This is a genomic window from Pseudomonas sp. PA-6-3C, from assembly GCF_021605825.1.
Taxonomy (GTDB): Bacteria; Pseudomonadota; Gammaproteobacteria; order Pseudomonadales; family Pseudomonadaceae; genus Aquipseudomonas; species Aquipseudomonas edaphica.
Genome location: NZ_WKDV01000001.1, coordinates 164,847 through 178,521, shown reverse-complemented (window position 1 = coordinate 178,521; position 13,675 = coordinate 164,847). Strand labels below are relative to the sequence as shown.

The following is a 13,675-nucleotide window of genomic DNA, read 5'->3' as shown; positions in this document are numbered from 1 at the left end:
AAGGACTCGTGGAACACTCGCTCTTAGTTTGGTTGTTGCCGACTCTTGCCCTGGTTGCCGGTGTCGCCATTGGATTCCTGGTTGCCCGCCTGCTGCCGAATGCCGCGCCTAACCGCACGCAGCGTCAGCTGGATGACATTCAGGAACGTTTTGACAGTTATCAGAACGAGGTTGTTACCCACTTCAACAGCACCGCGACCCTGGTCAAGAAGCTCACCCAGAGCTACCAGGAAGTACAGGATCATCTCGCCGATGGCGCCAACCGCCTCGCCCTCGACGACATCACCCGCCAGCGCCTGCTGGCCGCGTTGCATTCCGATGCACCGCAAGCCCCACGGGAGCGCCTGACGCCACCGCGGGAAAACCAGGAGCCGCCACGGGACTACGCGCCAAAAACGCCGAACGCCCCAGGCATGCTGGATGAGCATTACGGTTTGAAGAAGTAAGTTTTTTCAAACACTAAAAAGCCCGGCTGATCGATGATCAGCCGGGCTTTTTTGTGGGCCTCAATCAAGCAGGCGACACCGGTCAACTGTGGGAGCTGGCTTGCCTGCGATAGCGGTGTATCAGCAAAGCTTCCATTGCCTGACACACCGCCATCGCGGGCAAGCCCGACTCCCACATTGACCGCGTAAGACCTTAAGCCGGTTGTTGCTCCTGCAACAGCCCACCCTCAATCCGCACATGCCGCCCATGAAAACGCTTGAGGCTGCTGCGATGGCCGACACTGACGATGCTCAGGCCCGGCAGTTCATCGATCAGCGCTTGATACAGGTTCGCTTCATCCTCTTCATCCATCGCCGAGGTGGCTTCGTCCATGTACAGCCACTGCGGCGCGAACAATAAGGCACGCGCAAAGGCCAGACGTTGCTGCTCACCGGGCGAGAGCATGCGTTGCCAATGGTTGGCCTCATCCAGACGGCTGACCAGATGCGGCAAGCGGCAAGTTTCCAGGACCTGTGCATAACGTTCGGCCGGGTAGGTGCTGTCGTCTTGTGGATAACTCAACACGGCCTTCAGGCTGCCAATCGGCAAGTAAGGCTTTTGCGGCAGGAACAGATAACGCGCCGCCGGCAGGCAAATGCTGCCGTGGCCCGCCGGCCACAAGTCACCCATGGCGCGCAGCAATGTACTTTTACCGCTACCGGAACGCCCACTGAGCATCACGCGCTGGCCAGGCTCTACCGTCATGTCGGCATCGGTGAGCAGGTGGCGGCCGTCGGCCAGGTCCATGCCCAGGTCTTTGACCACCAGTTGCTCGCCTTGCGGGCGCACATCGATGGCCGGAGCACGTTGTTCGTTGCGGCTCATGGCCTCATGAAAACTCAGCAGACGGTCACTGCTGGCACGCCAGCTGGCGAGGTCGGAGTAAGCGGTGATAAACCAGCTGAAGTTGCCCTGCACATTGCCGAACGCCGAGTTGATTTGCATCAGCTCGCCCAGTTCGATCTTGCCGGCGAAATAGCGCGGTGCCGCCACGATAAATGCAAAGACAACCGCGATCTGCTCATAGCCTGCGGTGAAGAATGTCAGGCGCTTGGACACCTTCATGATGTCCCAATAGTTGTGCCAGACCTTGCCGAACCGCGCACTCAAACGTTGATTCTCGTTTGACTCGCCATTGTACAAAGCAATGCTTTCGGCATTTTCCCGCACGCGCACCATGGAGAAACGCAAGTCTGCTTCGAACCGTTGCTGCTGGTTGCTAAGGCCGATCAAACGACGGCCGATCAGGTGCGTCAGCCAACTGCCGACGGCGGCATACAGCAATGCGCACCAGAACATGTAGCCGGGGATGGTGATACCGAACACTTCGATGCTGCCCGACACGCCCCACAAGATAATCGAGAACGACACCAGACTGACCACATTGCGCAGCAGGCCCAAACCCAGAGCTAATGTGTTCAAGGTAAAGCTATTGAGGTCTTCGGAAATCCGCTGGTCCGGGTTATCGGTGTAGCCGCCCTGCTCCAACTGGTAGTAGTTCTTGTTGTTAAGCCAGCGTGCAAAGTGCTTTTCGGTGAGCCACGCGCGCCAGCGAATGGTCAACATCTGGGTCAGATAGAGGCGGTAGACCGCGCCGAGAATAGCCACTGCAGCGATGCCGCAGAAATAGATGATCTGTTGCCAGAAGGCCGCAGTGTCCTTTTTTTCCAGGGCGTTGTAGAAATCCTTGTACCAGTGGTTAAGCCACACGGAAATCGCCACGCTGAACAGCGTCAGACCAATCACCACAGCCAGCAACAACCAGGCCTTGCCCTTCTCTTCACTACGCCAATACGGTGTGATCATCGCCCAGGTTCGGCGCAAGAATTGCCCACGCACCGCGTCGTTGACCGCGGAATACTCAGCGTTCTGATTCATCGTTCAGGCTCTGTAAGAAAATGTGACAGGCGTTTGAACCGATCATAGACGATCGGTTCAGCGCGCTGTGCAGCCTGAAGCAGATTGTTCAGACTTTGTTCAGCGCCGTACAGGACGCTTCTGCAGCTTGCGTTGCAGGGTGCGACGGTGCATGCCCAGGGCACGGGCAGTGGCGGAGATATTGCCTTCGTGTTCGGTGAGCACGCGCTGGATGTGTTCCCACTGCAGGCGGTCCACCGACATCGGGTTTTCCGGCACCAGGGTATCGAGGTCGGCGTGCTCTGAGAGCAACGCAGCCAGCACGTCGTCGGCATCCGCCGGCTTGCACAGGTAGTTGCAGGCGCCGCGCTTGATGGCCTCAACGGCGGTGGCGATGCTGGAGTAGCCGGTGAGGATCACCACGCGCATTTCCGGGTCGAGCTCCAGCAGCTTGGGCAGCAGCACCAGGCCGGAGTCGCCGTCCATTTTCAGGTCGAGCGCGGCGTAGTCCGGCAGGTCGGCCTGGGCGATGGTCAGGCCTTCTTCAGCCGAACCTGCGGTGCTCACGCGAAAGCCACGACGGCTCATGGCGCGCGCCATCACGCGGGTAAAGGTGGCGTCGTCATCTACCAGCAACAGGTGCGGCAGTTCTTCGCCTTCGACTTGGATCTCGTCACTCATCGATATCTCCTCGTGCGACACGGGGCAGGCGCAGCTCGGTGAGCGTGCCACCTTCCTCATGACTATAGAGCTTCACTGAGCCGCCCGCGCGGGTCACGCTGGCCTTGCTCAAAAACAGGCCGAGGCCGAAGCCTTTGCCCTTGGTGGTAAAGAAGGGTTTGCCGATCTGTTCGGCAATGGCCAGCGGCACGCCCGCGCCGTGGTCACGAATGCTGATGGTGACGTTTTCCGCGTCCCAGTCCAGCTGCACGCCCAAGCCTTCGGGGCAAGCGTCGGCGGCGTTGTTCAGCAGGTTGAGCAAGGCCTGGGTCAGGTCCGGCGGCGGCGCCATGCGCGGCACACTGCCCTGCCCTAATAGATGAAAACGGTAACTGGCTTCGGGGCGCATCAGGTGCCAGCGATTCAGGGCTTCGTCGAGCCACTGGGTCACGTCCTGCATCTCCACCGCCAGGCGGCGATTGGCTTCGGCGGCGCGCACCAGTTGTTGCAAGGTCTGCTTGCATTGCTTGACCTGTTCGCGCAGCACGCCGAGATCTTCTTGCAACACCGGGTCGTGATGGTCCTGGGTCATTTCGTTAAGCAGCACGCTCATGGTCGCCAGTGGTGTGCCCAACTCGTGGGCGGCACCCGCGGCCTGGGTGGCGACGGCCAGCAATTGCTGGTCGCGCAGGCCTTCTTCGCGGCGAATGGCGCGCAGCTCTTCCTGACGGCGCAGTTCTTCGGCCATGCGTGCAGCGAAGAACGTGATCACTGCAGCAGACAGCGCGAAGCTCAGCCACATCCCGTAGATCTGCAGGTTTTCGCGGGCGATGGGAAAGGTTTGCAACGGATAGAACTGCGCCAGCAGCAAGGTATAGAGCGTCAGCGCAATACCCGACAGCACTACCGAATAGCGCCATGGCAAGGTCACGGCGGCGATGGTCAGTGGCACCAGGTAGTAAGAAACAAACGGGTTGGTGGAACCACCAGAGAAATAAAGCAACACACTGTGGATAAACAGATCGCAGGCCAACTGGAGTGCGTATTCCAACTCGGTCACAGGCCACGTGGTACGCAGGCGGATGGCCGTGAACGCGCACAGCACAGTGGAAAACGCCAGGGTCACACCCAGTTGCAGCCACGGCAGCGGCAGCAGGTCGAACCAATAGGCAAGCCCGACGGAGCCGGCCTGTGCGGCCAGTACCAGGGTGCGGATGAACGTCAGGCGCCAGAGGTTCTGGCGTGTGGCGGAAGTCAGTTTTACGGCGGCGAGCATGAGCTCTCCCGGTGAGCGCTGCAGGCGGATCGGCACGAGTATAAACGAAGCAGACCCGCTGGCACGGCGCGTGTGGCTCTTTGACGCAGGCCGGCCAAACGACCGTTCGTCGGCGCCATCACAACTTGTAGCGAATGTGTAAACCCGAAGAACCCGATACCACCGTCTACAGTCATACCCGATACGAACACCTTAAGGAGCTTCCATGTCTCGTTTCACTCGCAGTGCAGCTGTTATCACCCTGGGCGTCGCCACCCTTGCCAGCCTCCCCGCTTTGGCAGCCGAAGGGCTGAACTACAACCAGATTTCCCTGCGCGCCGAGGTCAGCCAGGAGGTTGCCCGCGACAAGATGATCGTCACGCTGTACACCGAATCGCAAAATGCCGACCCGGCCAAGCTTGCTGCCGAAATCACCAACACCATGAACAAGGCGTTGGGCCAGGCACGTGAAGTCAAAGCCGTAACCCTGCGCCAAGGCAGCCGCAACAGCTACCCGATCTACGACAGCAAGAACCAGAAGATCACCGGTTGGCGCGAACGCGCCGAACTGCGTCTGGAAAGCGCCGACTTCCCGGCACTGTCCAAACTCACTGGCGAGCTGTTGAACACCCTGAAAATGGAAAACATGGACTTCGCCATCGCCGACACCACGCGCAAGGCCAGCGAAGATGCGTTGCTCAAGGATGCGGTCGCCGCGTTCAAGGCCCGTGCCCAGCTCGCAACTGACGCGTTGGGTGGCAAGGGCTACAAGATCGTCAACCTGAACTTCAACACCAATGGTTACCCGATGCCTTACGCCCGCAATGGCGGGATGATGATGAAGGCGGCCATGGCGGATTCGGCGCCAACGCCAGAAGTAGAAGCCGGCACCAGCCAGGTCAACATGAGCGCTGATGGGGTGATTGAGGTCTTGCACTAAACCCTTTGCGATATTAGAAACGGCGCAGCCTGACAGGCTGCGCTTTTTTTTGACCGCGCTTATGTCGCCCAACAGCCCCACACCGACATCGCAAAATCACAACTCACATCGCCGCGCTCGAACGCCATACAGCAACATTTCATTAACGACGACCGTAAAATTTCAAGTGGAAAGCTTTCCCACTCAAACTGCCATGCAACAGTTGACAGTACCTTCATGTAAAACTTTTCTTCTGCACAGTCGGAATAAGTTTAAGCATCAACTTTACGTGCTCAACCAGGGTGTAAAGTGGAACTCGACGCGTCCAGCCCCCCACTGAGTGATCATCACTGCTGCCTTAACTTAACAAGCAACGTGTTTATTCGACGTTCTCTGTGCGATGCCTGCTATTGCACCGCAGCGTAAACTTGCGGCCGCCTGCTGCCCAGTGAGGATCGACAGTTAAGTTCACAACCCACTCAGTAAATCGAGCCGACCATGCAAACAATGGCACCCTCTTCGCTGCACGCTTGCGCTACACCAACTACTCCCTTGGATTCAAACTATCCAGAACAAGCACACATGGGCAATCGCGTCACTCGCGATCTATCCCCTCCGGATAGAAATTCAAGAGGTTTACCGAGGGGCCAGCCGTTTTATCGCGGTGGGTTTCATGGACACTCGCCCTTCGACGATCTTAAACCGGGTAATATCCCGGGAGTCATTTATGGATGGAGCGTCACTCCACCCGCGGCGAACGCCTCCCTGCAAGAACGGGAGGCACGTATGGGTGACTATGCGGATCGCGTAAGGTGGAAGTTAAAGCTTGTGGAACACGGTAGCGAAGGCGAAAGGAATATTAAATTCCAAGATGCCCGTCAATACATGGAACCCGCAGGTTACTTCAGTGGCGGTTTGCTGGCAGCCGGGTATGACCCGCATGAAACAATCACGGTGACGTTCACCGCTTACACCAAGGAGCTTAATGGTGCTTCTCACCTGACCAGCAAAGACGAGCGCACCTACTTTGCATGGGAGATTGCAGCCGGAGCCCTTAAGCACGATAGGCCCGCGGGAGGCGGCGTGATTAATGCCCAAAGCATGCAAATCAGGCCAGAAGACCGAAATAAAATTAACGACTTGGAGTCGATGGGCGCCAAGCTTCAGCATCATTGGAAAAACGAGATAATCAAGCCCATGGCGGATCATTCGGGCGCACTGGCGAAGCGCTCAGGGTTGGCCGATGCCTATGTAGTGCGGGGCACCTTGCGCAGTCTGCGCAACGACAAGGAAAGTTATAAGGCGCTCGGGGCTGAGGCACAAGAAGCCATCGACCGAACACTAGACAAAAACGGCAACGTGGTTATTCCAAATATCTACGGCTATCCGCTGGCCGGGTATGCGTTTATCCCTTACAAAAACTACCATGGCGATTATGTTCACCGGCCCAATAGAGGCCTGATGATTGACTTGAAGAACGGCAAGGTCAGTAAAATAGACGGCGATGATGAATTTGCCAGTTGGGCAAAAGAAAACCGTAATGAGTTGCTACGGAGTTTCAACTCCAAGGACAGGCAGGGCGGCCAAAATACCCATTGGCCCCCGGCGGGCGATGTACTCGAAAATTTGATTATCGGTAAAGGTGCCACCTACCCGGGGCGTGCCGGTAAAACCAGCGAAAAAGTTGTACCGGCGGAGGAGACTTTTAATTATACCCAGTCGCGAAATTCACACTATTATTTAAAGTTTGGAAGCCTTAACTCCGGTATTGCCCACGCCTATCAGGAGATGAACACCAAAAATGCAAAATCGGACGATCAGACGCAGGTGTTTGGTGCCTCGAAGCAATCGTGGAAGGCCGCGAAAGAGGCGTGGGGCAATACCTTCGGTTACGTCCCCGTTGTCGGCAATACGGGCAATATCGTGTTTGGCATTCATGACGCCGCCACGGGTATGACAGCCAGCGATCGCGTTGGCGGCACTGCTGCCGCGGTGATATCTGCCCTGCAACTCGCGCACGAAGTTGCACAAATTGGGACGGATGCAGGGTTGGGTGAAGCCCCATCGGACCTACTACCGCGGGCAGCGAAGTTTACGGCTGGAAATACAATGAGCAGACCAAGAGTTTTGATTTTGAGCGAAACATAAAAGTGTCGAGCGAAAGCGATATACACCCCGCCACCCACGCCGCGCCAAACGAACCGAGTACGCCACCGGCCATTGAGACAGAAGGCGTGCCCCCGACAATCGAAGCGCAAAACAGTAAACGTTCGATTCTAAGGTCCATTGAAGACTTACCGACCGGCGAGGCTCTTTTTTCTACGCCTGAAAAAAACGTAATTCTGAGTGGAGAACTCAATGACCTAAACGCCCTTGACAAAAAACTCTACACATTTACCGATTTCAACAAAAAAGGCAGTGCAGAACGACTCAACATACTCGTCCATGGGAGCGTCGACCCTGCTACTGGTATCGCGAAAGTTTCATATGCCGGAAAACTCCATACGCCCGAAGAGCTACTTCAGACACTTAAAGACGCAGGTATTCACCCGGAGACGTTTGACAATATACGGCTGCTGACATGTGACTCTGCAAGTGGTGGAGATGCCTCCTTCGCGGCTGAGTTTCAGAGGCTCATACAGCGCCCTGTCAAAGGCTATCGTGGCACGCTCACAGGCAACCTCGTGCCGGAAGAAATAAATGCCGCGATTGAAAAAGTAGAAAAAGAATATTTGAAAGCCCTAAAACAAACTCAGAACTCCCCGCTGACTGATGCCGATAGGGCATTGGCCAGAGACGAAGCTGAAAAATACGTCGCCAAAGAATTGGCGAAAACCATAAATTTCAAACCCGTAAAGAAAAATCCCTATTGGAATCCGTTTTCATGGTGGGCATTTACTTATAAGCCAATGACCTTCCCACAACCATAACAGCGAGAACCTGCCGAAGGGCATCATCTGACTGCATTAAGTGAACCAGAGTCTCTACCTGATAACCCTGAACGGCGGTAACCTCGGTGACCGTCGCTTCCGTTTGGGCAGCTTTTATATGCCCACCACTTCAGGGGTCTCCATGGAAAGAATCACCTTAAAACCGTTGCTCCTTGCCGCCGGCCTCCTGGCCTTGATGCCGACCGCTCAGGCGGCGACTACCCTGGTCTACTGCTCCGAAGCCAGCCCCGCCGGCTTCGACCCCAGCCAGTACACCAGCGGCACCGATTTCGATGCCTCAGCCGAAACCGTCTTTAACCGCCTGACCCAGTTCAAGCGCGGTGGCACCGAGGTAGAGCCTGGCCTTGCAACAAGCTGGGAGGTCTCCAAAGACGGCCTGACCTACACCTTCCACCTGCGCGATGGCGTCAAATTCCACACCACCGACTACTTCACCCCTACCCGTGACTTCAATGCGGATGATGTGCTGTTCACGTTCAATCGCTTGCTCGATGCCAACAGCCCGTTTCGCAAGGCTTACCCGTCAGAATCGCCTTACTTCACTGACATGGGTTTGAACACCACGATCAAAAACGTCGAGAAACTCGACAACCACACCGTGCAGTTCAACCTGAACAATGTCGATGCCTCGTTCGTACAGAACCTGGCCATGAGCTTCGCTTCGGTGCAATCAGCCGAATACGCCGCCCAACTGTTAAAAGAAGGCAAAGCCGAGCAGATCAATCAGAAGCCGGTGGGCACAGGCCCGTTTGTGTTCAAGCGCTACCAGAAAGATTCGCAGATTCGCTACGTGGCCAATAAGCAGTATTGGAAGCCCGAGGATGTGAAGCTCGACAATCTGGTATTCGCCATCACCCCGGACGCCGCCGCGCGCCTGCAGAAACTCAAGGCCGGTGAATGCCAGGTCAGCGGTTACCCGCGTCCGTCCGACATTGAAATAATGAAACAAGACCCCAACCTGCGCGTGCTGCAACAGGCCGGTTTCAACTTGGGTTTCCTGGCCTATAACGTGACGCATCCGCCGCTGGACCAGCTCAAAGTGCGCCAGGCGCTGGACATGGCCATCGACAAGCCCGCGATCATCAAGGCCGTTTACCAGAGCGCCGGACAATTGGCGCAGAACGCACTGCCACCGGCGCAGTGGTCTTATGACCCCACTATCAAGGATGCGCCCTACGATCCGACCAAGGCCCGGGCGCTACTAAAAGAAGCAGGGGTTGCACCAGGTACCACCATCAATTTGTGGGCCATGACGGTACAGCGTGCTTCAAACCCCAACGCACGCATGTCGGCACAAATGATCCAGCAGGATTGGGCGAAGGTCGGTATCAAGGCCAACATAATCAGCTACGAATGGGGCGAATACATCAAGCGCGCCAAAAATGGCGAGCATGACGCCATGATTTATGGCTGGACCGGCGACAACGGCGACCCGGATAACTGGCTCGGCGTGCTCTACAGTTGTGCCGCCGTCAAGGGCAGTAACTACGCCAAATGGTGTAACCCGGCCTACGACAAGCTGGTGCAACAGGCCAAGGTCAGCAACGACCGCGAGCAACGCATCAAGTGGTATCAACAGGCGCAAAAAATACTTAAGGAACAAGTACCTATAACGCCTATTGCGAACTCGACGGTTTTCCAGCCACTGCGTAAGGAAGTGCAAAACTTCAAGATCAGCCCGTTTGGGCTTACGCCGTTCTATGGCGTCAGTCTAGATAAGTAACATCATCGCCCCAACCGAGTGCGCCAGACGCCTCGGCTGGGCCTTTTTGGTGCGCACAATGCACCGAAAAAACCCTCTATATATATGCATTTATGTACAAACTTTCATAAATGCGACATTCCTGTACGTTCGTACCACAGTTTGCCTCTCGCAACGGTTCAGCATCTTGCAATGGGTATGGCCCCTGCATAAGTATCCGCAGGCCGACTCACGAGGTCGCCCTCACCACCAAAAATGACAACAAATCATGAGGCCAACATGCTTAAACACGCAGTCCTTCCGCTTTTAGTGAGTGCTGGCCTTATGGCCGCAGCTCCATTCGCCCAAGCGGCGACTAACCTGGTGTTCTGCTCCGAAGGGAGCCCGGCCGGTTTCGACCCAGGCCAGTACACCACCGGAACAGACTTCGATGCCTCGGCCGAAACCATGTTCAACCGTCTGACCCAGTTCGAACGCGGCGGCACTGCTGTGATTCCTGGGCTGGCCACCAGCTGGGACGTTTCCCCGGATGGCCTGACGTACACCTTCCACCTGCGTGATGGCGTGAAGTTCCACACCACCTCGTACTTCAAGCCGACCCGTACCTTCAATGCTGATGACGTGCTGTTCACGTTCAACCGCATGATCAATAAGGACGACCCGTTTCGCAAAGCCTACCCCACCGAGTTCCCGTACTTCACGGACATGGGGATGGACACCAACATCAAGAACATCGAGAAAGTCGATGACCACACCGTCAAGTTCACCCTTGGCACTGTGGACGCCGCTTTCATCCAGAACCTGGCGATGAGCTTCGCGTCGATCCAGTCGGCTGAATACGCCGCCCAACTGTTGAAAGAAGGCAAGGCACAGGACATCAACCAGAAGCCAATCGGCACTGGCCCGTTCGTGTTCAAGAGCTACCAGAAAGACTCCAACATCCGTTACACCGGCAACAAGGATTACTGGAAGCCTGAAGACGTGAAGATCGACAACCTGATCTTCGCCATCACCACTGACCCGTCGGTGCGTATCCAGAAGCTGAAGAAAAACGAATGCCAGGTGACCCTGTTCCCGCGTCCAGCCGACCTCAAGGCGCTGGGTGAAGACAAGGACCTGAAACTGCCGCACCAGGCCGGTTTCAACCTGGGTTACATCGCTTACAACGTTATGCCGGTGCTCAAGGGCCAGACCGCCGCCAACCCACTGTCTGACCTGCGTGTACGTGAAGCGCTGGACATGTCGGTGAACAAGCAGCAGATCATCGACTCCGTGTACCAGGGCGCAGGCCAACTGGCCGTCAACGCCATGCCGCCGACCCAGTGGTCCTACGACACCACCATCAAGGATGCCCCGCATGATGTGACCAAAGCCAAGGCTTTGCTCAAGGAAGCGGGCGTCAAGGAAGGCACCGAAATCACCCTGTGGGCCATGCCGGTTCAACGTCCGTACAACCCGAACGCCAAGCTGATGGCCGAGATGCTGCAGAACGACTGGAAACAGATCGGCCTGAAGGTCAACATTGTCAGCTACGAGTGGGGCGAGTACATCAAGCGTTCCAAAGGCGGCGAGAACCAGGCCATGATCATTGGCTGGAGCGGTGACAATGGTGACCCTGACAACTGGCTGAACGTGCTGTTCGGCTGCGACTCGCTGTCCGGTAACAACTTCTCCAAATGGTGCGACAAGAAATTCGACGGCATCGTCAAAGAAGCCAAAGCCACATCGGATGTCGCCAAACGCACCGAGCTGTACAAGCAGGCGCAACATATCCTCAAAGATGCAGTCCCGATGACACCTATCGCGCACTCGACGGTGTATCAACCCATGCGCAACACCGTGCAGGACTTCAAGATCAGCCCGTTTGGCTTGAACTCCTTCTACGGCGTTAGCGTAAGCGGCAAGTAAGGCTCAGTAGCGGCGACGTTTCATAACGTCGCCGTTATTGCATCCGCCCAGACCGTAGGAAACAGACCACATCCGCAACATTGCCGTCCTACAGCAATGAACTGCGACATGTGCATCCGTTGCCTACAAGGTCAATCCGTTTTGGCGCATTTACTGCAAGCTCCGCGACCCATACCGTCGTAGGACAGCAGAGGCTCCAACCTAGGAAAGGCACTTGCTGTATGTGGGATCAGTGATGTCTCCCAGGCCTGACGCCTGGGTGATTGTTCGCTGGTGACAACAACAAACAAGGATCGGGATCGTCATGCGCCATACCACTGTTCTATCCGCAATTTTTGGCACCAGCCTGCTGGCTGTGGCCACGATGGGCCAAGCCGCCGAAAAGAAGAGCCTGGTGTTCTGCTCTGAAGGCAGCCCGGCCGGGTTCGACACCGCGCAGTACACCACCGCCACCGACAACGACGCGGCGGAGCCCTTGTACAACCGCCTGGTTGAATTCGAAAAAGGCGCGACTGACGTGGTGCCTGGGCTGGCAACCAAGTGGGATATTTCCGAAGACGGCCTGACTTACACCTTTCACCTGCGTGAAGGGGTGAAGTTCCACAGCAACAAGGAATTCAAGCCGACGCGCGACTTCAACGCCGACGACGTGCTGTTCACCTTCAACCGCATGCTCGACCCTGAATACCCGTTTCGCAAGGCCTACCCCACCGAGTTTCCATACTTCAACGGGATGAGCCTGAACAAGAACATCGCCAAGGTCGAGAAGACCGGCCCTTACACCGTGGTGATGACCCTGAACACGGTTGATGCCGCGTTTGTGCAAAACATCGCCATGAGCTTTGCCTCGATCCTGTCGGCCGAGTACGCCGAACAGTTGCTTAAACAAGGTAAACCCAGCGACATCAACCAGAAGCCGATCGGCACAGGCCCGTTCGTATTCCAGCGCTACCAGAAAGACTCGCAGATCCGTTATGTGGGCAACAAGCAGTACTGGGACCCGAGCCGCGTCAAGCTGGACCAACTGATTTTCGCCATCAACACCGACGCCTCGGTGCGGGTGCAGAAGCTCAAGGCTGGCGAGTGCCAGGTGACCCTGCACCCGCGCCCCGCTGACGTCGACGCGCTCAAGGCCGACCCGAACCTGCAACTGTTGACCAAGCCAGGTTTCAACCTCGGCTACATCGCCTACAACGTGCGCCACAAACCTTTCGACCAGCTCGAAGTGCGCCAGGCGCTGGACATGGCGGTGAACAAGCAAAGCATCCTCAATGCCGTGTACCAGGGCGCGGGCCAACTGGCGGTCAACGCCATGCCGCCGACCCAGTGGTCCTACGACGACAGCATCAAGGACGCCGCCTACAACCCGGAAAAAGCCAAGCAACTGCTCAAGGCCGCCGGCGTTAAAGAAGGCACCGAGATCACCCTGTGGGCCATGCCGGTGCAGCGCCCGTACAACCCCAACGCCAAGCTGATGGCCGAAATGCTGCAAAGCGATTGGGCCAAGATCGGCCTCAAGGTCAAGATCGTCAGCTACGAATGGGGCGAGTACATCAAGCGCACCAAAAACGGCGAGCACGATATCAGCCTGATCGGCTGGACCGGCGACAACGGTGACCCGGACAACTGGCTGGGCACCCTCTACAGCTGCGACGCCATCGGCGGGAACAACTACTCCATGTGGTGTGACCCGGCGTACGACAAGCTGATCAAGCAAGCCAAGGTCGTGACCGACCGCGAACAAAGGACTGTTCTGTACAAACAGGCGCAGCAATTGCTTAAACAGCAAGTGCCAATCACGCCAGTCGCCCACTCGACGGTCAACCAGCCGTTAAGCGCCAAAGTCGAAGGTTTCAAAGTCAGCCCCTTCGGCCGCAACGTGTTCTCGGGCGTCAGTTTCAACCCATAAGAAAATAACCGGATGGTGCGGAGCCAAA

Annotated in this window: 10 protein-coding genes; 7 read left to right on the top strand and 3 right to left on the bottom strand. The window is 56.7% G+C overall.

Translation table 11 applies throughout. The annotated features are described in order from the left end of the window. The first annotated feature begins 8 nt into the window (after nt 1–8). Nucleotides 9–446, top strand: a complete 438-nt coding sequence (locus tag GIW48_RS00870) for a YhcB family protein (protein ID WP_017138275.1) — start codon at nt 9–11, stop codon at nt 444–446. 193 nt (nt 447–639) lie between these two features. Here the strand turns inward: GIW48_RS00870 and GIW48_RS00865 are convergent, their stop codons facing one another. The 3 genes from GIW48_RS00865 to GIW48_RS00855 form a co-directional block, all read right to left on the bottom strand. Next, nucleotides 640–2,364 (bottom strand): ABC transporter ATP-binding protein/permease, encoded by a 1,725-nt coding sequence (locus tag GIW48_RS00865; protein WP_138449137.1) that lies wholly within the window; start codon nt 2,362–2,364, stop codon nt 640–642. Nucleotides 2,365–2,463: 99 nt separating this feature from the next. Next, complete coding sequence (locus tag GIW48_RS00860; RefSeq protein ID WP_003171731.1) at nt 2,464–3,024, bottom strand: response regulator transcription factor; 561 nt, start codon at nt 3,022–3,024, stop codon at nt 2,464–2,466. Continuing rightward, nucleotides 3,017–4,279 (bottom strand): ATP-binding protein, encoded by a 1,263-nt coding sequence (locus GIW48_RS00855; protein ID WP_017138277.1) that lies wholly within the window; start codon nt 4,277–4,279, stop codon nt 3,017–3,019. Before GIW48_RS00855 ends, GIW48_RS00860 begins: the two co-directional genes overlap by 8 nt. 205 nt (nt 4,280–4,484) lie before the next feature. On the opposite strand from GIW48_RS00855, the gene GIW48_RS00850 reads away from it, so the two are divergent. From GIW48_RS00850 to GIW48_RS00830, 6 genes are all read left to right on the top strand, one after another. Continuing rightward, nucleotides 4,485–5,198 (top strand): SIMPL domain-containing protein, encoded by a 714-nt coding sequence (locus GIW48_RS00850; protein WP_017138278.1) that lies wholly within the window; start codon nt 4,485–4,487, stop codon nt 5,196–5,198. 765 nt (nt 5,199–5,963) lie between these two features. Further along, on the top strand, nt 5,964–7,325 hold the full coding sequence (locus GIW48_RS29735) for a hypothetical protein (RefSeq protein WP_329606092.1): 1,362 nt from the start codon (nt 5,964–5,966) through the stop codon (nt 7,323–7,325). A 2-nt stretch (nt 7,326–7,327) separates the two neighbouring features. Continuing rightward, complete coding sequence (locus GIW48_RS29730) at nt 7,328–8,107, top strand: hypothetical protein (protein ID WP_329606093.1); 780 nt, start codon at nt 7,328–7,330, stop codon at nt 8,105–8,107. A gap of 142 nt (nt 8,108–8,249) precedes the next feature. Beyond that, a complete protein-coding gene (locus GIW48_RS00840; RefSeq protein ID WP_169986868.1) occupies nt 8,250–9,851 on the top strand; it encodes an ABC transporter substrate-binding protein in 1,602 nt (533 codons plus the stop codon). A gap of 258 nt (nt 9,852–10,109) precedes the next feature. Next, the gene (locus tag GIW48_RS00835) at nt 10,110–11,738 is read left to right on the top strand and encodes an ABC transporter substrate-binding protein (RefSeq protein ID WP_017138281.1); all 1,629 of its coding nucleotides are present in this window, start codon (nt 10,110–10,112) and stop codon (nt 11,736–11,738) included. A gap of 364 nt (nt 11,739–12,102) precedes the next feature. Further along, nucleotides 12,103–13,647, top strand: coding sequence for an ABC transporter substrate-binding protein (locus GIW48_RS00830; protein ID WP_370589437.1), 1,545 nt, complete (start codon nt 12,103–12,105; stop codon nt 13,645–13,647). Nucleotides 13,648–13,675 lie beyond the last annotated feature (28 nt).

Excerpts from the sequence above, each read along its gene's own strand:
- GIW48_RS00830 (WP_370589437.1), top strand. The coding sequence starts at position 12,103 with ATGGGCCAAGCCGCCGAAAAGAAGAGCCTGGTGTTCTGCTCTGAAGGC.
- GIW48_RS29735 (WP_329606092.1), top strand. The coding sequence starts at position 5,964 with ATGGGTGACTATGCGGATCGCGTAAGGTGGAAGTTAAAGCTTGTGGAA.
- GIW48_RS00840 (WP_169986868.1), top strand. The coding sequence starts at position 8,250 with ATGGAAAGAATCACCTTAAAACCGTTGCTCCTTGCCGCCGGCCTCCTG.
- GIW48_RS00835 (WP_017138281.1), top strand. The coding sequence starts at position 10,110 with ATGCTTAAACACGCAGTCCTTCCGCTTTTAGTGAGTGCTGGCCTTATG.
- GIW48_RS00855 (WP_017138277.1), bottom strand. The coding sequence starts at position 4,279 with ATGCTCGCCGCCGTAAAACTGACTTCCGCCACACGCCAGAACCTCTGG.
- GIW48_RS00850 (WP_017138278.1), top strand. The coding sequence starts at position 4,485 with ATGTCTCGTTTCACTCGCAGTGCAGCTGTTATCACCCTGGGCGTCGCC.
- GIW48_RS00860 (WP_003171731.1), bottom strand. The coding sequence starts at position 3,024 with ATGAGTGACGAGATCCAAGTCGAAGGCGAAGAACTGCCGCACCTGTTG.
- GIW48_RS00865 (WP_138449137.1), bottom strand. The coding sequence starts at position 2,364 with ATGAATCAGAACGCTGAGTATTCCGCGGTCAACGACGCGGTGCGTGGG.